Annotated in this window: 12 protein-coding genes; 3 read left to right on the top strand and 9 right to left on the bottom strand. The window is 40.4% G+C overall.

The features are described from left to right. Positions 1 to 97: 97 nt before the first annotated feature. From EL17_RS10330 to EL17_RS10315, 4 genes are all read right to left on the bottom strand, one after another. Positions 98 to 1696, bottom strand: coding sequence for a SusD/RagB family nutrient-binding outer membrane lipoprotein (locus tag EL17_RS10330; protein ID WP_035073359.1), 1599 nt, complete (start codon positions 1694 to 1696; stop codon positions 98 to 100). Between the two features lie 35 nt (positions 1697 to 1731). Beyond that, the gene (locus EL17_RS10325; RefSeq protein WP_035073357.1) at positions 1732 to 5115 is read right to left on the bottom strand and encodes a SusC/RagA family TonB-linked outer membrane protein; all 3384 of its coding nucleotides are present in this window, start codon (positions 5113 to 5115) and stop codon (positions 1732 to 1734) included. Positions 5116 to 5544: 429 nt separating this feature from the next. After that, positions 5545 to 6633 carry a family 10 glycosylhydrolase gene (locus tag EL17_RS10320; RefSeq protein ID WP_035073355.1) on the bottom strand — a complete coding sequence of 363 codons (1089 nt, stop codon included), beginning with the start codon at positions 6631 to 6633 and terminating at the stop codon, positions 5545 to 5547. Positions 6634 to 6731: 98 nt separating this feature from the next. Then, a complete protein-coding gene (locus tag EL17_RS10315; protein ID WP_051719927.1) occupies positions 6732 to 7865 on the bottom strand; it encodes a carbohydrate-binding family 9-like protein in 1134 nt (377 codons plus the stop codon). 1028 nt (positions 7866 to 8893) lie between these two features. Between EL17_RS10315 and EL17_RS10310 the strand changes: the two genes are divergently transcribed. Beyond that, positions 8894 to 9433, top strand: a complete 540-nt coding sequence (locus EL17_RS10310) for a YfiT family bacillithiol transferase (protein ID WP_035073352.1) — start codon at positions 8894 to 8896, stop codon at positions 9431 to 9433. A 369-nt stretch (positions 9434 to 9802) separates the two neighbouring features. Here EL17_RS10310 and EL17_RS10305 read toward each other — a convergent pair whose 3' ends face one another. Both EL17_RS10305 and EL17_RS10300 read right to left on the bottom strand, forming a co-directional pair. After that, positions 9803 to 10873: an agmatine deiminase family protein gene (locus EL17_RS10305; RefSeq protein WP_035073350.1), complete on the bottom strand. Its 1071-nt coding sequence runs from the start codon at positions 10871 to 10873 to the stop codon at positions 9803 to 9805. A gap of 13 nt (positions 10874 to 10886) precedes the next feature. Continuing rightward, entirely contained in the window at positions 10887 to 11762 is an 876-nt protein-coding gene (locus tag EL17_RS10300; RefSeq protein WP_051719926.1) for a carbon-nitrogen hydrolase, read from the bottom strand. A gap of 500 nt (positions 11763 to 12262) precedes the next feature. Here EL17_RS10300 and EL17_RS10295 point away from each other — a divergent pair, with 500 nt between their 5' ends. Next, the gene (locus EL17_RS10295; RefSeq protein WP_240485968.1) at positions 12263 to 13309 is read left to right on the top strand and encodes an MBL fold metallo-hydrolase; all 1047 of its coding nucleotides are present in this window, start codon (positions 12263 to 12265) and stop codon (positions 13307 to 13309) included. Positions 13310 to 13633: 324 nt separating this feature from the next. Here EL17_RS10295 and EL17_RS10290 read toward each other — a convergent pair whose 3' ends face one another. Both EL17_RS10290 and EL17_RS10285 read right to left on the bottom strand, forming a co-directional pair. After that, the gene (locus tag EL17_RS10290; protein ID WP_035073343.1) at positions 13634 to 14920 is read right to left on the bottom strand and encodes an amidohydrolase family protein; all 1287 of its coding nucleotides are present in this window, start codon (positions 14918 to 14920) and stop codon (positions 13634 to 13636) included. Between the two features lie 468 nt (positions 14921 to 15388). Continuing rightward, the gene (locus tag EL17_RS10285; RefSeq protein WP_035073341.1) at positions 15389 to 16438 is read right to left on the bottom strand and encodes a GntR family transcriptional regulator; all 1050 of its coding nucleotides are present in this window, start codon (positions 16436 to 16438) and stop codon (positions 15389 to 15391) included. A gap of 279 nt (positions 16439 to 16717) precedes the next feature. Here EL17_RS10285 and EL17_RS10280 point away from each other — a divergent pair, with 279 nt between their 5' ends. Further along, the gene (locus tag EL17_RS10280; RefSeq protein WP_035073337.1) at positions 16718 to 17662 is read left to right on the top strand and encodes a helix-turn-helix domain-containing protein; all 945 of its coding nucleotides are present in this window, start codon (positions 16718 to 16720) and stop codon (positions 17660 to 17662) included. Positions 17663 to 17693: 31 nt separating this feature from the next. Here EL17_RS10280 and galB read toward each other — a convergent pair whose 3' ends face one another. Further along, positions 17694 to 20114, bottom strand: a complete 2421-nt coding sequence (galB, locus tag EL17_RS10275; protein ID WP_035073334.1) for a beta-galactosidase GalB — start codon at positions 20112 to 20114, stop codon at positions 17694 to 17696. Between the last annotated feature and the right edge of the window lie 90 nt (positions 20115 to 20204).

Below are 20204 nucleotides of genomic sequence, written 5' to 3'. Positions count from 1 at the left end.
TGCCTTTGGTGGGGCCTAGAGTTTAAACGTGATATCTAATCATAAAAAGATAAAGGAGGTCGTATGCTACAACCTCCCTTATCCATACTCTTTTTACCTACCTGACGTGCCAGAAAACCTTGGCAGTAGGAGTGTCATTTCCACTTACCTTTTGGTAGTTGGCAGCATTGTACAATCTTTCACTTTCGGGATAGAATAACCGGGAAGGAGGTAGAGGTGCCTGGACAGAACTGTTGTCGGTAACAAAGCTCATTCTCGGATAGCCGGTTCTTCTAAGTTCTGCCCATCCATGGTAGGCTTGGATCAGTCCAAAGTTTAGCCAGGCTTGGGTGCCGATTTTTTCCAGTTTCTCTTCTTTGGTACCTTCATACGCAATCTTCGGATGGGTTAGGAATGCCGCCATTTCGTCATTGGTAGGAGGAGCTTTGGGCAAAAAGCTGGTACCGTCGGCATTGTCATTTCGGTTATTGATTTCATAGAGATAAGCTATGGATTGACGAATGCCATTATAATAGGATTCCGCAGCACTTCCCAGCCCCCATCTTTCGGCAGCTTCAGCTTTTAAGAGGCTGATCTCTGCAGCTGTAATGATGATGCCAGGGAATTTGTCATTATGACTGTAGGTAGCTGAATCAATACGTGAAATGGCTCCGCTGGCAACCATCTCGGTTTGCTGTGCAGCAGACAGGTTATTAGGTAACCCCTGGTAGGTGCCAGCATTGTTGGTGGTAAACATCACCCGAAGGCGTGGGTCTCCAGATGGCAATAACAGTTCATTGACCATAAATCCTGGAGCCGGTTCACCCTGTAATGCTTCCCTTATACCGTTTACCCCTACTACTGAGCGTAGCTGTTCCCCACGGGCCTCGATTTCTATTTGGTTAAACTGGTCGGTCACCACCGGATACCTGTCAGGACTATTGAGTATCTCTACCGCTACAGCCCTGGCTTTGTTTTCATCTGCATAGGATATACGCATGGCCATCCTTAACCTTAGGGAGTTGGCATAAATGCGCCAGTGCATGAGGTCTCCCAGATTTATGATATCTGCCCTGTCAAATTGAGTTTTGTAAAAGGCAATGGTTTCCACATCTGCCAGATAGTCTGCTATCCTTTTCAGGTCATCCAGGATAAAATGGTACAGTTCTTCCTGATTATCGTATGCAGGGAGGATAATCTGTCCCCCTGTAGCATTTAACTGACCTGATTCATGAAAAGGAATATCCCCCCACATATCCACCATTTGGGCTGTTTGGTCATAGAGAAATATTTTACCTGCTTCTATGAACAGTAGGTATCCTTGTCGTTCATCTTCAGTCTCGAGGCTGTTGTACACCTTTTCCATCTCTCTGAAGGATGCCACAGGTGCAGTATAGAAATAATCCCACCTGGTCTGTGTATAGGCCACTGCCTGCTCATAGAGTCCGGGATTATTATAGTAGCCATTTGTCTGGGTATACGTGCCCAGCATGGGAGCCTGGAAGGTAAACATATTCCAATACCTAGGGAAAATGGTATTGTTACTCTGTTTGCCGTGGTTATATAATAGTCCGGAAAACAACTGTGGAATATTGGCATTTACTGAGCTTTCAGGATCATAATAATTTTCATCAAAATCCTCCTTAATGCAGCTCGATAACACCATGCCCATGGCTGCCAAGAGAAACGTAAATTTTAATATATAATTTTTTTTCATGATTTTTCTAATTAATGATGAAGGTCACAGAATAGTTAAAAAGCACCGCGTAAAGTTAAACCTATGGAGCGGGGCACAGCACCTGCATTACCGATATTGGCCCTGGTGATCCAGTCGGTACCGACTGTAGCTTCAGCATCATAATGAGGGATGCTTTTATATATGAAGAACAGGTTACGGCCGTAGGCGGACAGGGTCAGGTTTTGAGCCCTAAGTTTCCCGGCAAATGATTTTGGTAGTTGGTAACCGATAGAAATCTCACGCATTCTTATATAATTATTGTCAAACACTGCGGTTTCATAAGTACCGGTTCGTCCAGAACCAGGGTAGGATCCCCAGTAATAGCTCTGGCGGTAGTACTCTCCGGATTCAATGATGGTAGCATTCGGTTCACCACCTGCTGTAACTCCGTCTAGGAGCATTCCATCATTAAAGATAGGCTGACCACTAGGTCCTTGTGTCAGATTACCCGCACCTACAAAGTTGCCCTGTTCATTTACATAATATGGAAGGCCTCCAGTTTCTGCATCTCTGCCAAAGAGGGTTTCTTCAAACACACCAGCACTTCTGCCATATTGGATGGAAGGTGAAACCACTTGGCCTCCCCAGCTATAATCGATCACGGTATTGAGGAACAAATTTTTATAAGTGAAATTATTGATCAATCCACCTACTGATTTCGCCTGCACATTGCCCAGTAAAACTAAATTGTCATAGTCCGGTACATAAAATCCGTTATCATTTACCAGCAGTTCCCCATTTTCATGTCTTGTAAGCGTATAGCCTAAAATATCTCCTGCTGGACGGCCTACCTGGGAGCGGATATAGAGGGATCCATTGTCTATATTACTGTGCTGTAGGAAATCTGTGCCCGGCATCAAGCTTAAGAGCCTATTGCGGTTAAAGGATGAATTTATGACGGTTTGCCAGTTAAAATCACCTCTTACGATGGGGGTGAAATTGATGCCTACCTCTACGCCATAGTTACTCATGCTCCCTACGTTTTGGATAATGGAACTGGCACCGGTAGTGGAGGTTACATCCAGCTGGTTGATCATGTCATTGATTTTGTTATTGTAATAGGATATGTTAAATCCCAACCGGTTTCTTAAAAAAGATGTTTCCCAGCCAATTTCATATTCACGTTTGATTTCATTTCTCAGTTCATTGTTTCCATAGTTGCTGGGCGGTACCAATGAGGGTACACCACTGATAGGATGTGCGTTATATACCACGTTGGCGGTGTAGAAATTAGGAGGATTGCCCACTACCCCAAAAGAGCTTCTGATTTTACTGAAATCAATAAAGGAGGGAAGGCTAATGGCACTGCTAAGTTCAAAAGCGGCACTCACGGACGGGAAGTAAAATACATTGTTGCCTGGGAATAGGGTAGAGGTTCTTTCCTGACGAAGGGAAGCTTCAATAAACAGGTAATCATTGAAATCAAAGCCTATAATTCCGAATAGCCCGTCTTTTACTAAAGTTTCGCGCCTGGAATACCCCCTTGGATTTTGGTTGGAAGCACTCATACTGAACCAGTTTACCTGCGATAAGCCCCCCTGGGTTTCCTGGGAGGTATTCATATAGCGTTCTTCCCTGGCCTGATAACCCAACTGTACCGTCATACCAAGATTACTGGCAAGGTCCATATTATAGGTGGCCAGTACGTCACCATATATGATGTTCATTTTATTGGAGGCAGTGCTGTAATATCCTGAAGTACCGATGGCCAAAGGAATAGTGTTTGGTTCTTTATTCTCTGAAGTATAACCGGTGTAATCAGTACCAAGGCGGGCTCTTATCGTAAAATTATCCAGAATAGAATAATTTAAGGTGGCAGCTCCCATCAGCCTGTTGGTATATTCATCATATTGTCTTTCACGCTGGTCCCAGAAGTAATTCATATAATCAGTTCCTGCAGTATTGTATAGAAATGCCTCATTTGGATCCTGCTCCCGGTTAGCTGCAGTCACATATCTGAAACCTCTGCTGGTCCTATAATTTTGTCTAAACCACTCTATATTGTTACCTGCTCCCAAAAAACCGGTGTAATTATTGGTCAGCCTGTCAATCATAAACGGGCGGTTGTTGACATGCTCGTTCATATAATTGGCTACTAAATTAATATCCAATTTAGAAGTCATCAGATAATTTGAATTAAGGCTGAAGGTATTTTTGTTCTGAGGGCCTCCTTCCATGATCCCCCTATAGTTATTTCGGGTATAGGAGAATCTATGGCTGCCTTTTTCTGTGGTATTGGAAATGGCCACATTGTAGATTTCATTATATCCTGTGCGGTAAAAATTGCGCATGTTGTCTTCATGACCTACATAAGGACGGACTACCCCATCCCAATAAATGGCATCCCGGCCATCAAACCTCGGCCCGAACTGTCCCCAGGCATTCAATAAAGGCTGGGCGATAAAATCCCCATCACTATATCCTGCAGGAGCAGGGATATTGATGGTACCGGGAGTATTGGGATTGCCCATCCAAAGGCGTCCATCCCTTACTTCCCGCATTAAAAAGCCTTCATTATTAGCCCCAAAATTGGATTGATTGATAGATCTAGCATAACCAGGTCCAAAAGTATTCTGGATCTTGGGTAGGGTGCCTACATTTTCAGTACCGAACGTGGCACTGAAATCGACCCCTATGCCATCTTGGACCCTGCCTTTTTTAGTAGTGACGATGATGACGCCGCTGGCTGCATCTGAACCATATAATGCAGAGGCCGCAGCTCCTTTTAAGACAGTAAGGCTCTCGATATTTTCTGGATTGATATCTAATATACCATTTCCTCTAATCCGCTGGTCACCCCAAAATCCATCATTATTTGCTTCCCCATTTCTGGAGATCACCCCATCCACTACCAACAGTGGCTGTCGCTGGAATCCCAAGGAATTCATACCACCCCTGATATCAATGGCTACTGCACTGGTAGCACCACCGGCATTGGTGCTGATGGAAACACCAGGCACCTTGCCATATAAAGCTGAAGCCACATTGGTAGGGGAGGCCTGTAATATGTCTTCCGACCTTACAGTAGAAACAGCATATCCGATTTTACGCTGTTCCCGCTCGATTCCCATCGCAGTGACTGCCACTTCTTCCAGTCGCATCAAATCAGGCTCTAGGATTACTTCTAAAGTTGACCTGTTTTGTAAGTTAATTTCTTGGGTTAGAAATCCCACAAAGGAAAAAGTCAATACAGGATTCTCAATATTACTGACATCCAGCGTGAATCTTCCATCAATATCAGTAACGGTCCCTCGGCTGGTCCCTTTCAGTAAAACAGATACACCGGGGATGACATTGTCATCTTCGGAAGAAATGACCCTTCCGCTTATGGTCTGTGCATATGCCGCCGCATTTGCAAGCATAAAACACATAAAAAGATTGAGTAGAATTTTTTTCATAGGTGAATTGGTATAGATATTTAATGAATGAACAATTGACTTTCTTAGACTAAATGTAATACTTTCAATTAAATAACAAAAAATAAAATAAATAAATGTGTGCGCACACAAAATAAATGTTTACGCACACAATTAGCTTTTTAATGCTGGAATCGATTGTTGAACCCATTTATTCACCAAAATATTTAAATATTTATTTTCACTTAAAATAATCCGAGTGATGTATATAGTAGTGCTTAATGCCATTTGTATCGGGTTGGTATGGATAGGTGGGTAGACTGACGGTAAATAAAACAGTAATGAATGTGGCCCTCCGCTAAACTAATTATGCGGAAAGTAAAAAATCCAAAAATGTTATTGCAAAAAAAAAATACAGTCTAAAAAATAGGGTTAACACTTCAAAATCTGGCCGGGGAGGGTCCAGATAGATCAATGTGTAGCCGCATTTTCAAGTATTTGTAACACTTCTTCATTAATATCCCCAAATAAAGAGACACCTGCTGCTCCGTTTTGCAAAGCATAGGTAATACCCAAATGGAGTTCCTTACTATGCTTGAAATCAGGTAAATATAGCCCTGCATATAAAGGGAAACGTCCATTGAGTCCCTGCACGCCTTCTGCTACAGCATCGCCTATCCAAGATACCTCTTCCTTATAGAAACCGTGGTAGATCATAGGTGCCACGCCGTTTAAATCCCAGTTTTTCCAGTCCTGTCTGACTATCCGTTTGGCTACTTCCGGAGTAGGGAAGACAGCCGCTGTGATCGGTTTATGTTTGCTTTTGGCCACTTTAGCCAGACTGTTTACCACATGGTTAATAGCCCGATAGCGATATAGTCTCCACGATAAGCTTTCCTGCGGATAAGGTATGGATAATATATCAGTATCACGCCAGGCTTTGTAGCCGGCCTGACATACCTCACAGTAGCAGTAATCATATTCAGGAAGTTCACTGGTTTGCTCAATGCTATATTTATCCCAGAGGTTGACAGGAAGGATCACATCGCTAAAACGGATATAATCCAAATGAATCCCATCTACGTAATCCTTAGCCAAAATGTCGGTTACTGCCTGTTCGAGATAGTTGATCACTTCAGGCCTGGAGGGGCACAGCCACCGGTAATAGTCCACATATGGCGGTTGGTCAGCGCAGGATTCGCCCTTCCGGTTTTTTGCGTACCACTCTGGATGCGACTCGAGCAGTGATTTGTCGCCCTGGTTTAAGGTCCACATCCAGCGATGAGCCTCCAATCTGGCTGCTTTGGCTTGCCTGAAATGTTTTTCACTGTCAGCTTCAAAGAATATTCCACGTATGCCGGCCTGATAATAGCGTTCATAACGTTTTTGTAGCGCTTCCACCGTATCTTTGTCATTAGGATGGGTCCAGACCCAATGTTTCCATTCCTTATTGTTCTTGTCGGTTAAAGGTATGGCTGATGTTGCTATTGCCTTCCAGGGCAGGTTTATGGATAAACCTGCCAAAAATCCGGCTTTGATAAAAGTTCTTCTTGTTTTCATTTTTTTCAGTGTTTTTATTAACCAGAGAGTTTATATATAATGAATCCAGTAAGGTAAAAAACTCCGTAGCCTATACTGCTGTGTCAGGTATGATCTGTTTATTTACCGGTCAATTCTATCAATCCTTCTTGGTTGATGCTCCAGTTTAATTGGTCATCCCCCTGAATGATAGCTTTGAATTGGTAGGTGCCTGCCTCCATAGTAATTTTGTTAGTCTGGTTTTCCAATAGAAAACTGGCTTCTGCGCATGGATATCCTTTTGATACTACTTTATGTTGAGACCTTATATTATTCCATTCATTTATGCCAAGTTGATCAAAAGAGACTGCATAGCGATCGTGAGTCCTATGATAAGCTTGCTGTTTATAGTAAATCAGCCATAGGTAGCGTTTCTGCTTTTCTGCATAGGGCAGTTCAGGTACTGGGCTACCCTGCAAAGAAGTCTGTCGGGTGAAATGCAGGTAGCCCCAGCGTTCCGGATAATGCATGTTTACCAGACCCTGCGGTGACCAGACCCAGTTTTTTTCCGGCAATGGTTTTCCTTTTTCATCCTTACTTTTCACATATTTTCCTTTCTTTATATCCATTTCCCATTGTACACGGGAAAAATTAATGCGCCAGAGGCTGCCCTCTTCAGGGATTTTTGGTTCATTGCCCATGCTGATCGATCGGAAAGGAATGGCCATTTCAATGGTCCAGCCTTTATCTTTATCCCCCGGGTCGTTAAGGGTTCCCTGAACTTGTATGGCGGAGCGGAAATCATGCAGGTTCCAGTGGATCATGGCCCTTCCATTATTACGGTAAGGTTTGGGCAGAAAAAGATCAAATAGGGTATTGAGTGCGTTTACTTCGATTTCATAATATTGATGGGTGGTGTTTTCAGGGTCAATAAAGACTTCAAAATCATTGTCGTGATAAATGACGTCATCATGTTCGGTCAATCTTGCCCAAACATGGGGCTCTTCCAGTTCGGCTGCAATATAGAGGTAGTGGTCATCCCATAATATCTTCATCCTGGTCGAGTAGGTGGGTGCTGCTTTTAAATCCCCTTCTATATCTGTAAAAACTTCACTCCAAGCAGCCTGCTGCCAAACTGATGCTTCAATATTGCCATCAATCTCCGGTGCTTCATTGGTATAAAAGGTGAGGTATTGCCTAGGGGGTGTAAACAGCTGTTCGTATGCAGAAAAGGCAGATTGTGCTTTACAGGGCAAAGCACCTAGTAGGAACATAAATATCCCGCAAATAATGACCAGGCAAAAATTACTTAACTTTAACGTTTGTATGTGGGATGTCAATGGGGGTAATAGGTGTTTAAATAGCTTCAAAATGTCATATAATTATAGGTATGAATATCCAACGTGGCATTTACTTATTGCCTTGTGCCTGTCATCTTAAGGTCGGTATATCTGATTTTTTTTAAAGAAAATAGAACCCATAAGTGGGATTTTTTATACCATTTTTTATTTAATGTGAAGCTTAAGGTAATAATAAAATATATAACCTACAATCAATTTTAAATTATGTGTGCGAACACAATTGGTTTATATATCATTTTTGTAGTAAGTTTATTATTAGGATGCATAGGCATATGTGGATGCAATACTTTCCATAGGGTGGGACTGCCCTCAGGATGCCCATTCCCCGGAAGGAGGAGCACAGCGAAAACCACTCAGGACCGGTTACGCAATCGCCCCTAACTTTTAACCCGTCAACTTTATTTTATATCATTTTTCTACAGTTCAAGGCCCACTGATGAATATGCCAATAGACCATATCCTATTCCGGATAGAGGCAAAAGTGATAATTAGGTCATTTTTTCCTACGATTATTGACCTGTGCTATGTGAAATATACATCATTCATAGTGGCCCTTTATGCTCTTTGTAGTCGGTGGCACACCGGAACTTCTCGGGCAAGAGTGCTTTAATGAAATGCCAGCGGAGCAGGTCTAAATCTACATCAGGACCAGGATGGCAGTGAATGTTTTGCTCCGTTCATGAGGTCTCATTCCTGTATATGATTCAACATTTATGGTACATTTTTTTCTGCAATTATTTTTTTATCTATTCGGAATTGTCAGTTTTGCAATATGGACCGCATGGCTCTTTCCGGTATGCTTTTATCATCGGGCAGCCGCCTAAAAAGGTATAATGGAAAGTGGCTTCCCCACATTTACTAAAGGCTGTACTTGATGGGGCGCTATGAAACCATTTAATGATAATTGTACATTCCAACAAATTAAGCCAATAGTATAGAAAATGGTAGATATAGACATATTAAAGTTTCCGATAGGGGTGTTCAAATATCCATCCACCATCACTCAAGAAGTTATGAATGAATGGATTTCAGATATTGCTTCATTTCCAGACAGACTTTCTAAAGAAGTCACTGACTTAACGGAGGATCAATTGGACGTACTTTATAGACCTGATGGATGGTCAATCAGACAGGTAGTACATCACTGTGCTGATAGTCACATGAATAGTTTAATGCGTCTAAAACTGGCATTGACAGAAGAGGCCCCTTTGATCAAACCATATTTTGAGGACCGCTGGGCTGAGCTTATTGATACCCGACAAATGCCCATCCATTCATCTTTGCTACTGCTGGAAGGCATTCATGCCAAATGGACGCTGCTATTGAATAATTTGTCTGAAGAACAATATAAAAGGACGTATATCCATCCCGAACATGGAAAGGTGATTAGCATCCTGGAGTGTACGGGTATGTATGCCTGGCATTGCAATCACCACCTTGCCCACATTACAGCAACCAAGAAAAGTAATGATTGGAAATAGGTTGGTTTACCTATTTTATTGATTACTGCCCTTAATCAAAAGTAATAGAAGGGGCTCTTTGAAGTCATAGAGTGAATATCCAAAAGATAGCCAATTCCAGTGATCACCATGTATCGTACATTAGGACCAAACTACTGTGACGAAGCTTTTGCCATGTGGCGCAGTAAGACATTATGTAATAGAGATTTCCTGTATTATCCGAAAGGCAGCGTTTTTTTTGGTAGGTCAGCTCTGCCCATGGTCAATTTGTGTGGGTTAAATGATCATTTTACTATGGATATAACGTTGATGAATTTAATCTGCTTTTTATAAAATCCGTTAACCCAATTCTGGAAACTTTATATTTAATCTATCTGCATAGGGGCAAGTCTAAAGCGGTTCTTGCTGGCTAAGGCAGTGAAAACTGCCCAGTCCCCAGATTAGATCTAAGGAATCCACGCCCACGACTTCTCTGTCTTTAAAGCAATCAGTTAAAATGTCTATCGCTTTTTCATCTTTTGGATCATGGAAAGTAGGGACAATGACGGCATGGTTTGAAATATAAAAATTTGCATATGAGGCGGGAAGTCTCATGTCTTCATATATAATCTCTCCCGGCATGGGCAGCTCGATGATATTGAGCTGTTTTCCGTTTTCAAGCCGCATTTTTTGAAGCAGTTTTAGGTTGTCCTTTAGTGGCTTGTAGTTTTCGTCTGCCTTATCTTCCGTTATCATGGTCACCACAGTATCTTCATTTACAAACCGGGTTAGATCATCTACATGCCCATCGGTATCATCGCCGATTATTCCATCTTTTAACCAAAGTACATTCGACACACCATAGTATTCCTGTAAGTAGGTTTCTATATCAGTTTTAGATAGGTGGGGATTTCGGTTGGGGTTCAGCAAACAGGCTTCAGTAGTAAGCAAAGTTCCCTTTCCATTGACTTCTATGGAACCACCTTCCATGATGATGTCAGGTTTGAAATAGGGGATTTGCCTGTATTCAGCGATTTTCAGGGGGATGAGATTATCCAGGTCATAAGGGGGGTATTTGCCTCCCCAGGCATTATAATTCCATTTTACCAGGGCTTTTCGGTGCTCTGCATGTGGATTGGTAAGAAAAGCAGGCCCATGATCCCTGCACCAAGCATCATTGGTAGGGAAAAAATGGAAGTATACATTTTCCATATTAACCTGGGCTTGCTTGAGGTGTTGGGTAGCAAAATCCTGCATAACCTGATCCCCTACATGAATGTGAACCTCTTCACCCATTGCGATGTATTTGATAAATGCTGCGTAGGAAGGATAGATGCTGCTAATTTTTCCCGGCCAGGAAGCTTCCTTGTGAGGCCAGCTCAGCCAAGTGGCTTTATGGGGTGCAAATTCTGCCGGAAAGGTGTAGCCAAGGGCTGCAGGGCTGAGGTTTTTGTCAAATGCAGCAAATGCAGTACCTGACATGTGGTGTGAGGATTCAGTCTTCATCTATAAATCTTTTGAGAAGGGGTGCATAGGTTTCTATTCTTCGGTCTCGGAGAAAGGGCCAATGGGTTCTGTAGCGGTCAGAATGGTCTTTATGGATTTCTACTACGGCGATCTCTTCTTTGATGTGATCGGCTTGGTAAAGCACCCTTCCAAAAGCATTGCTTACAAAAGACCCTCCCCAGAAGTTCATGTCCCCTTCTGTTCCAACTCTGTTTACAGCAACTACCGGAACTCCGTTTGCTACTGCGTGAGCTTTTTGGATGGTTTGCCAGGCTTGGTACTGTTCTGAATTGGTAGGGTCATCCTGGTCTTTGTGCCAGCCGATAGCGGTAGGATAAAACAGTATCTGTGCACCCATCAGTGCAGTAATCCTTGCCGCTTCAGGATACCATTGGTCCCAGCATATCAATACTCCAAGATCTGCATATTTGGTTTTAAAGATCTTATATCCGAGATCTCCTGGAGTAAAATAAAATTTTTCGTAATAACCGGGGTCATCTGGGATATGCATTTTTCTGTATTTGCCCAGATAAGTGCCATCAGCATCCAGTACTGCGGTGGTATTGTGGTATAAACCTTCAGTTCTTTTCTCAAATAAAGAGGCAATGATCACTACATCTAAAGCCTTGGCCAGACCGGAAAAAAAATCCGTGGAGGGTCCAGGGATTTTTTCGGCCAATTTGAAATTATCATGGTCCTCGATGTCGCAAAAGTATAGAGAGCCGAACAATTCCTGAAGACAAATGATCTGCGCACCCTTAGCAGCAGCTTCTTTTATACCAGCTGCCGCTTTTTCCTGGTTTGATTTTAGGTCTTCTGAGCAGGAATTTTGCACCAAACCTATTTTTATGGTTTTATTTGACACGTAAATTTCTATTAATTATGTATTATGCTAACAATATAGTGTAAAAATAAATTTACAGAGAAATTTTTTTGAAAAAATATAACCTTAATTATATAAAACAAGGGCTTACATGCAGCTATTCATTATAAATTTTAGGAGCTAATGGTAAGATAGGATAGCCAGCTTCCCACATCAGGTAAAATATTAAAAATCAATAAAGGAGCCAAGCATAAAAGCTTTTGAACCTAGGTGAGATTTATTACGTAATGCTGATAAATCTTCAACCAGCTTATTTTGCTTTTTTGAAAAAACTTTAAATAAAGTATCCCCATAGAATAGATACAGCTTTTCAGGTTATCCTGTCAACCGGGTTTTTACTCTTTTAAATAGGAGGATATAATATAAAGTATTTAAAGTGAAGCTCTAAAGATATGAATTTTACATAAATGAAAATTATCACCGGAACTCTGATCATGATTTTGTTCATCACGATACTGTTAGCCATCTCAATTTTAGTTTTTATGAATCATCCCCAATTTGGTAAAGCGCCAAAAGGTAAGCGTTTAGAAATGTTGCAACAATCTCCCAATTATAAGAATGGGGAATTTCAGAATATCCATTTTACCCCCATGGTAAGTGAAGGGTATTCTATGAGCGGAGTGATGTATGATTTTATTTTCAGTAAATTTCCCCGTACTGTTCCGGCTACCGAAATTCCTTCTATAAGGACATCATTAAAAAATCTGGATAGGACAGATAACGTCTTGATCTGGTTTGGGCATTCTTCCTATTTTATCCAACTGAATGGGATACGGTTCCTAATAGATCCTGTTTTCAGCGGCAATGCCTCCCCAGTGCCATATTCCAATAGATCATTTAAAGGTACAGATATATATACAGCGGACGATATGCCCGAAATAGATCATGTGCTGATCAGCCATGATCATTATGATCATCTGGATTATCCAACAATAATGTTGTTAAAGCCAAAAATCAAGCAGGTTATATGTGGATTGGGAGTGGGGGCTCATTTTGAATACTGGAAGTTTGATGTCAGCAAAATCATAGAAAAAGACTGGAACGAAACAGTGGTAATCAATGATGATATCACCCTGCATACTGCTTCTGCGCGGCACTTTTCGGGGAGAGGTTTAAAAAGGAAGAATACTTTGTGGCTATCCTTTATATTACAAACCAACGCGTTGAAATTGTACCTTGGAGGGGATAGCGGATATGATACGCATTTTGCTGAGCTCGGTGAAAAGTTTGGAAGTTTTGATCTGGCAGTTTTGGACAACGGCCAGTATAATATCGCTTGGAAAGAGCTTCATATGACCCCAGAGGAGGCACTTACTGCTGCCAAAGATTTAAAGACCAAACGCCTTTTCCCAGTACATACCTCTAAATTTAAACTGGCCAGTCATCCATGGGATGAACCGATGAAAAATATTGCCAAACTTAACGAAATATCTGGCCGAATCCCTCTGGTCACACCCATGATAGGGGAGGTGGTCGATTTGGATGACATTGACCAGACCTTTGGACAGTGGTGGGAGCATCTACCCTAAGGTAATCGCTTCCGGTATTTAAAAAAAATATCCCTCATACAAATAAGCTTTGATTTACTGCATAATTTAGCCCAAATAATTTATACTATGATCAGCCCAATAGGTTGATTATTAAAAATGTAACCTTTCATTATCCGGAGTACTAAACCGTAGTCAGAAATATTTTTATAGGCTAGATGCTTCCACAGTATTATCTAAACCAGCTATTACCGCCATGCCGTTATAGGGAAATACCCAGAATGTAATCAAAATGATGAGAATGGGTTTTGTCTTCATTCCATTTCATTTTGAAAAAATAAAATGGGATAACTTCATTATCATTGTTTAGAAAGATTCTTCCACTACCTTTCCGCCGATATATACTTGCAGGATTTGTTTACAGTTTCTAATATCGAGTAAAGGGTCAGCATCCAGTATTATAAAATCTGCCCAGTTACCTTCTTTTAAGATGCCAAGGCCTTTTAAATCTAGATACTCTGCCACATTTTTAGTTGCGGACAGGAGTATTTCCATTGGCGTTAGACCGGCTTCGGCCATCATCTCCATTTCGAGGTGTTCAAAATATCCCATGAAGCGGGTAGGCACCCCACTGTCTGTTCCGAAGACTATGGGAATTCCCGCATCATGTAGACTTTTTAAGTTAGTGTAGGCGACTGGAAGCTGCTGCTTGTATATCTGGGCACTGCGTTTGTTACGAACATCTTCCTGTCTTTTAGGATCCATAAGAGGTTGGATCACGTCTCTGGGATATTCTTTTAGGAAAAAAGGATCTGAGAAAAAGTGGGCAGTATCTGCATACACATACGTAGATAGTTCACGGGTAAGAGTAGGGCAATAGCCAATGTTCTTTTGCTTTAACAATTCGAGGAAAGTATGATCTACCACCTGATCCCTTATACTATGGGCGAGCAAGTCTGATCCTGCTTTTACCAATTTTCTGGAGTCATCTAGTTCGTACATATGGGTAGCTATCTTGTAACCGAGCTCATGGGAGCGGTCAATGACAGCCCTGTATACATCTTCAGGCATTTTATCAGAAGTGCCCAGGTTATCATCTACCCTGATTTTCATAAAATCTACTCCCATTTGATGATTATATTCTATGTCGGCGATAGCATCTTCAGGAGTATTTCCAGTAATAACCTTACCGGCGATAAAAAGTCTGGCCCGGGATACGGGTAAACTATCATTGACATGTCTAAATGGGACCCCATCTTTTTGGTCGTCTCCAAGACTTACCACAGTGGTGATGCCATATCTGGCATATATCCCAAGGTTATCAAGTACATTTTGTGCAGAATAGTGGTCACCTTCTATTCCCTTTGCTTGCCCTACATGCCCATGGCCATTGATCAACCCAGGGATAATGAATTTTCCGGTGAGGTCTACCATATGGGCTTCCTCGGGTATAGATACATCATCACAGCTTCCTACGGCAGTTACTTTACCTTCCCGAATGAGCAATACGCCATTTTCGATAGGTTGATCACCCGAACCATCGATAATAGAAGCGCCGGTGTATGCGGTATAGTCACCTTCAGAAACTTGTTCATCAGTGGCACAAGAACTAAGTAAAAGCACGGTCAGAAAATATTGCATCAATTTGTTCATGCCTTTAAGTTATTTAAAAATATTGGTAAAATGGTGATTGGTGGGAAATAGAGAAGTAATACACGGCAACTAATATTAGGCAATTAAGGAGGATATCATTTACAAAGAAAAATTAATAAGTGGCTTTATTGTATGCGTACATATGATTAAATAGAGGATAAATTGAATTTAAATTAGAGGAATGAAAAAGAGGGTGGTAATTTATTTTTCAATATACATAGATTTTATTAAACATTAACCTAACTATTCTGGATTGGGTTGTAATGAATTAATAAGTAGGCTTAAAATAATTGAAATTAGCGGGCAGGATACCAAGTATATGAGATGATATTTAATTTACATAGTATTATTTTAACAATAATTCCCTTTTTAGAATTATAATCGAATTTTATGGAAAGAAATATAATCCTATTTTACATTATATATAAAATAGGATTATATAAAGAAACAGGTAATATTAACTATTTTTTATATAGACCCACGTTCGATATAATTAAATACATTCTTAACTTGTTCTGATTTTCCTTTTTTAATCATATAAGCTGCCGTTTCTCCCATTACTTTAAAATCTGTAGACATAACGGTAATGCCTAGAAGTTCTTTTAATGGAGTGTCATTATAAGATATGACTCCTACATCCTTGCCAAGTTGCATACCATGATCCTTAATTTGCCTCATGAGATTGACTAGATCATTTTCCTCAATAGTGATATAAGCATCATTAGAGCCAAATTCCATATCAGGAAAAATTGTCGGAATAACTTCGGAATCAAATCCATAAGAACTACAGAATTTTTTAAATCCCTCTCTTATTTCCTGCGGGTATGGATATAGTACATTTTCGGGGTATACTAAAATCAATTTGTCATATTTGACCAAATTTCGGCTACCTTCTTCTAATGCATGATAAATATCAGATTTGAAGTCCTGGCAAACTGAAGCAATATTATTACATAAAGATGGGAGCAAGTTATCCATAATAATCAATTTATCTTCCGGCAATTCATTCAAAACATCCAATACTGCATCATTTTCGTTTTGATGTTCTTGTTTATCATTTTTAAAATGGGGCATAACAACGTAATAATCATAAGCTCCCATGTTTTCTCTGAGTATACTCGTAAGGATAGTGGGATCGCAATTATAGAGATTCAAATCAACTGTGGCCGAATCACCTAGGCTATTCAGGAATGAATTGTAAATTTCAAGCTTATAATAACTTGGTTTATTAAGTAAGAATAAAATCTTTATCTGGGTATGTGATACATTTCTTGCCACATAATATCCTTTGCCTTTTACAGAAGATACAATTTTCCTTTTCTTAAGCTCATTGTAAGCTTTCTCTACTGTATCTCTTGAAAGGAAAAATTCCTCACTGATTTCATTGATAGATGGAATTTTTTCTCCTACAATTAAGTAATTTCTACCAATGTTTTCTACGATTGAATTAACAATCTGTAAATACTTAGGAATTCGGGACTCATGGTTGATTCGAATAATGTTATCTAATGCTATCATAAAATTTTGGGTTTATTGTGGGTGCAATCGTTTGAACTTTATTTCATAACTTTTTTTTTATTTCATAATTTTCTCAAGATTTACGTTCTGTATGTAAGCTTAACTTCGAAGTGCTATTCAAATATGATTATATAAAATTATATCCTATACTAAATTCAAGCGACGGTCGATTTTATAAAAGAATAAATAACTTAAATAACCTTCTTATGATAGCAATATATGCAGTCAATAGTGTTTGTATTGTGCTAATTGACATGCTAATTGTTTTTGTTCAAAACTATGAAAGAGAATAAATTATATCCTACTATAGATAATTCACCAGGGGAATCTGGTGTTTGGTGGCATGAGCAGAATTTGGGACCATTAGAAAATCTACCATTTCTGACGCAGTTCGGGAGTATGAAATTTTCTAAAGTCCGTCTGGATGAAAATATGCGACCCCATTTAAATGATGGGATAGAAATCCATTTTATAGAAAGCGGAAAATATGATTGGAGAATTGAGGAAAAGAATGTTGAATTGTTTCCTGACGACCTATCGATTACTGCTCCCTGGCATTGGAATGGAAGTCCCTCGGGGAAAATGGATATGGGGCAAATCAACTGGCTGATAATAAAACCCCATGAATATGCACCCGATCAACCTCTCAATTTTGGGAATTGGACAAGTATATCCGAGCAGTATCAAATTAAGCTGGGAAAATTAATAGCGGCTGAGAATGGAATAATCCTTCGAAAAGCAAAACTGTTTAAAAAGCACATCTTAGCTTTAAAGGAAGAATTGCTCCTTCAGGCACCTGGTTACGAATTAGTGGTTAGAAATATTATTGAAAACCTTCTGATAGATTTATATCGCCATCTATCTACCCGAAAGAAAAAAATAGGGCAGGAGGATTGTTTTATCAGTAAGCTTACTGAAATGATCAATGATGATCTGACCGAAAAATGGATAGTGGAAGATTTAGCCTATTCTTTTGGTATGGGTAAAACAAAATTTACCGACGAGGTAAAAAGATTGACCGGATACCCACCAAGCAGTTTTATCATTCACTTAAAGATCGAAAGAGCAAAACAATTGCTAACCAGTGCGGAAGAATTGGGCCTTTCAGATATAGCTTATCAATGTGGCTTTTCCTCTTTGCAACATTTTACTTCTGCCTTTAGACAGAGAACAGGTACAACTCCTTCCAAATACCAACAGAATTCATATGTTTCAAATGTATAGTTTTAAATACTTTTGCAATTTATATTAATTGTTATTGGACATTAACAGTAATCTCGGAAGAGGAAATTCCTTCAGCATTAGCTTTTAAAGTAATAGGTCCGGGATTTTCTGTAGCCTGGACTATTACCAAACATTTTCCTCTAAAGGCTTTCCTGTAGTTGGCCTTAAAAGGTTCTAAACTGGCCTGATATCCGTTATCTACTCCGGCGATAAACCCGTTTCCTTCAACTTCAAATGTTACCAGATCATCAGCATTGGGGACTATATTTCCATTTTTATCCCTAATGGAAACAGTGATAAATGAAAGATCTTTGCCATCTGCTTTGATATCGCTTCTATCTGCTTCCAAATGAATTTTAGCGGCTTTTCCGGCGGTTTGGATTTCTCTTTCCAATACAGTTTTTCCATCTTTTCTGGAAACGGCCCGGATAGTACCTTTTTCATATGGAAGTCTCCACATGACATTTAAATCATCTCCTTCCTTTTTACGCTTTCCTACAGATTTGTCGTTTAAAAACAGCTCAACTTCATCAGCCTGGTTATAATAGGCCCATACATCCACTTCTTTGCCCTCTTCCCAGTTCCAGTGGGGAAATAGATGCAGAGTAGGCGTGTTGGTCCATTCGCTTTTGTACATGTAGAAGGCATCTTTTGGAAAGCCGGCCAGGTCTATGATCCCGAAATAGGAACTTCTGGCCGGATAGGGGTAAGGAATAGGCTCACCCAGATAATCAAATCCTGTCCAAACAAACAATCCTGACATAAAATCCTGGTTCTTAATCGTCGTCCAGGTTTCTTCATGCGTGGACCCCCAATAGGCGGAAACCTGGTCAAATGCAGAAACGGTATAATCATCCTTACCGGTAACCAATGGTTTATCATGAGCTTCAGGCCAACGCATAATGGAATCAGAGGGGAAAAAATATTCACCTCGTGTAGCCAAAGCAGACATGTTTTCTGTGGCGATGAGTTTTTCACCTGGGTACCATTCCGGAAATTTTTCATAATCTCTGTGTTTGTAATTGAAACCCAAAAGATCCAATGCACCGGATTGGTATATAAAGTTTTTATCCGGCTCGTTCTCAGTAAGAGCACAAGTGACCGGCCGCGTGGTGTCAAGGTTTTTTACTATGCTTACCAGTTCTCTGGTAATGGTGATACCGGTGCTGTCAAATTGTTCCCGTATTTCATTTCCAATGCTCCACATAAATATGGAAGGATGGTTACGGTCCCGTCTGATCATATCTTCCAGATCCTGCTTGTGCCATTCATCCCAATCTTTATGGTAACCTTCCTTGGCTTTTCTTTTTTTCCATTCATCAAAAGCTTCATCCTGCACGATAAAGCCCATGCGGTCACAAAGATCCAGTAATTCCGGTGCCGGCGGGTTATGGGCGGTCCTGATTGCATTGACACCCATCTCTTTTAAGATTTCCAGTTGTCTTTCTATAGCCCGCTCATTAACTGCTGCACCTAAAGCGCCTAAATCATGGTGGTTGCAGACCCCTAGAATTTTCATCGGTTTTCCATTTAAAGAAAACCCTTTTTCAGGATGGAAATCAAAGTATCTGATCCCAAATGGGGTCCTGTAATCATCCAACAGTTCATTTCCATCATAGATCTGCGTAAGGGCACTGTACATATACGGCCTGTCCACATCCCATAATACGGGATCGGCTAAATCTAAATTTTGATCAAAAGTTAGGGTCGAGTCATTTTCCATTTGGTGATCAGATTCCATGGAAGCCACCTTATTATTGTCTCCATCTAATATCGTGGTCAATACCCTTACCTGACGGTTTTCATTAGATTGATTTTTGATCGTAAGCTGAAGATTGATGTTGGAGGAGCTTTCAGTTATCTTTGGGGTAGTAATAAAAGTGCCCCAGTGATCTACGTGCACTTTTCCCGTTTTTATTAAACGCACGTTTCTATAGATACCCGAGCCGGTGTACCAACGGGAATTAGGCTGCTGTGAATTATCTACTTTAACCGCTATTACATTGGCTTCCTCTCCATAATTTAAATGTGGGCTCAGCTCATGCTGAAAGGAACTGTATCCATTTGGTCTGATCCCTAAATAATGACCGTTGATCCATATTTCACTGTTTCTGTAAATCCCGTCAAACTCTATCCAGACCGTTTTAAAAGAGTCGGATTCCGGAAGGGAAAATGTTTTTCTATACCATCCCATTCCCGCAGGAAGTGCGCCCCCTTCGGGAGTGGTAGGATGTTCTTTACTGAACTCACCCTCTATGCTCCAATCATGGGGCAAGGTCAATTTCCTCCAGCTTTCAGAATCGTATTCCATGTCGACAGCATCAGGATGGTCTCCCAATTGAAAATGCCAGCATTTATTGAAATCCAGTTGTTGGCGATTGGCCTGCTTTTGTTGTTGACAGCTAGAAAAAAACAATAATAAAGCTGCTATAATAAGGATTGGTTTGGCCATGGTATAGTATCAAATATAGTTTTTATGACTATTGTAAGTTTATCTTTCTAAGGGCATTCCAGACTAATTTATTGGATAAAACTTAAATTA

It is taken from the genome of Anditalea andensis (assembly GCF_000714815.1).
Lineage (GTDB): Bacteria > Bacteroidota > Bacteroidia > Cytophagales > Cyclobacteriaceae > Anditalea > Anditalea andensis.
This window is presented reverse-complemented; position numbering and strand designations above follow the sequence as displayed.

Coding starts and splice junctions, on each gene's coding strand:
- EL17_RS10330 (WP_035073359.1), bottom strand. CDS start 1,696: ATGAAAAAAAATTATATATTAAAATTTACGTTTCTCTTGGCAGCCATG.
- EL17_RS10325 (WP_035073357.1), bottom strand. CDS start 5,115: ATGAAAAAAATTCTACTCAATCTTTTTATGTGTTTTATGCTTGCAAAT.
- EL17_RS10320 (WP_035073355.1), bottom strand. CDS start 6,633: ATGAAAACAAGAAGAACTTTTATCAAAGCCGGATTTTTGGCAGGTTTA.
- EL17_RS10315 (WP_051719927.1), bottom strand. CDS start 7,865: ATGTTCCTACTAGGTGCTTTGCCCTGTAAAGCACAATCTGCCTTTTCT.
- EL17_RS10310 (WP_035073352.1), top strand. CDS start 8,894: ATGGTAGATATAGACATATTAAAGTTTCCGATAGGGGTGTTCAAATAT.
- EL17_RS10305 (WP_035073350.1), bottom strand. CDS start 10,873: ATGTCAGGTACTGCATTTGCTGCATTTGACAAAAACCTCAGCCCTGCA.
- EL17_RS10295 (WP_240485968.1), top strand. CDS start 12,263: ATGAATCATCCCCAATTTGGTAAAGCGCCAAAAGGTAAGCGTTTAGAA.
- EL17_RS10290 (WP_035073343.1), bottom strand. CDS start 14,920: ATGAACAAATTGATGCAATATTTTCTGACCGTGCTTTTACTTAGTTCT.
- EL17_RS10285 (WP_035073341.1), bottom strand. CDS start 16,438: ATGATAGCATTAGATAACATTATTCGAATCAACCATGAGTCCCGAATT.
- EL17_RS10280 (WP_035073337.1), top strand. CDS start 16,718: ATGAAAGAGAATAAATTATATCCTACTATAGATAATTCACCAGGGGAA.
- galB (WP_035073334.1), bottom strand. CDS start 20,114: ATGGCCAAACCAATCCTTATTATAGCAGCTTTATTATTGTTTTTTTCT.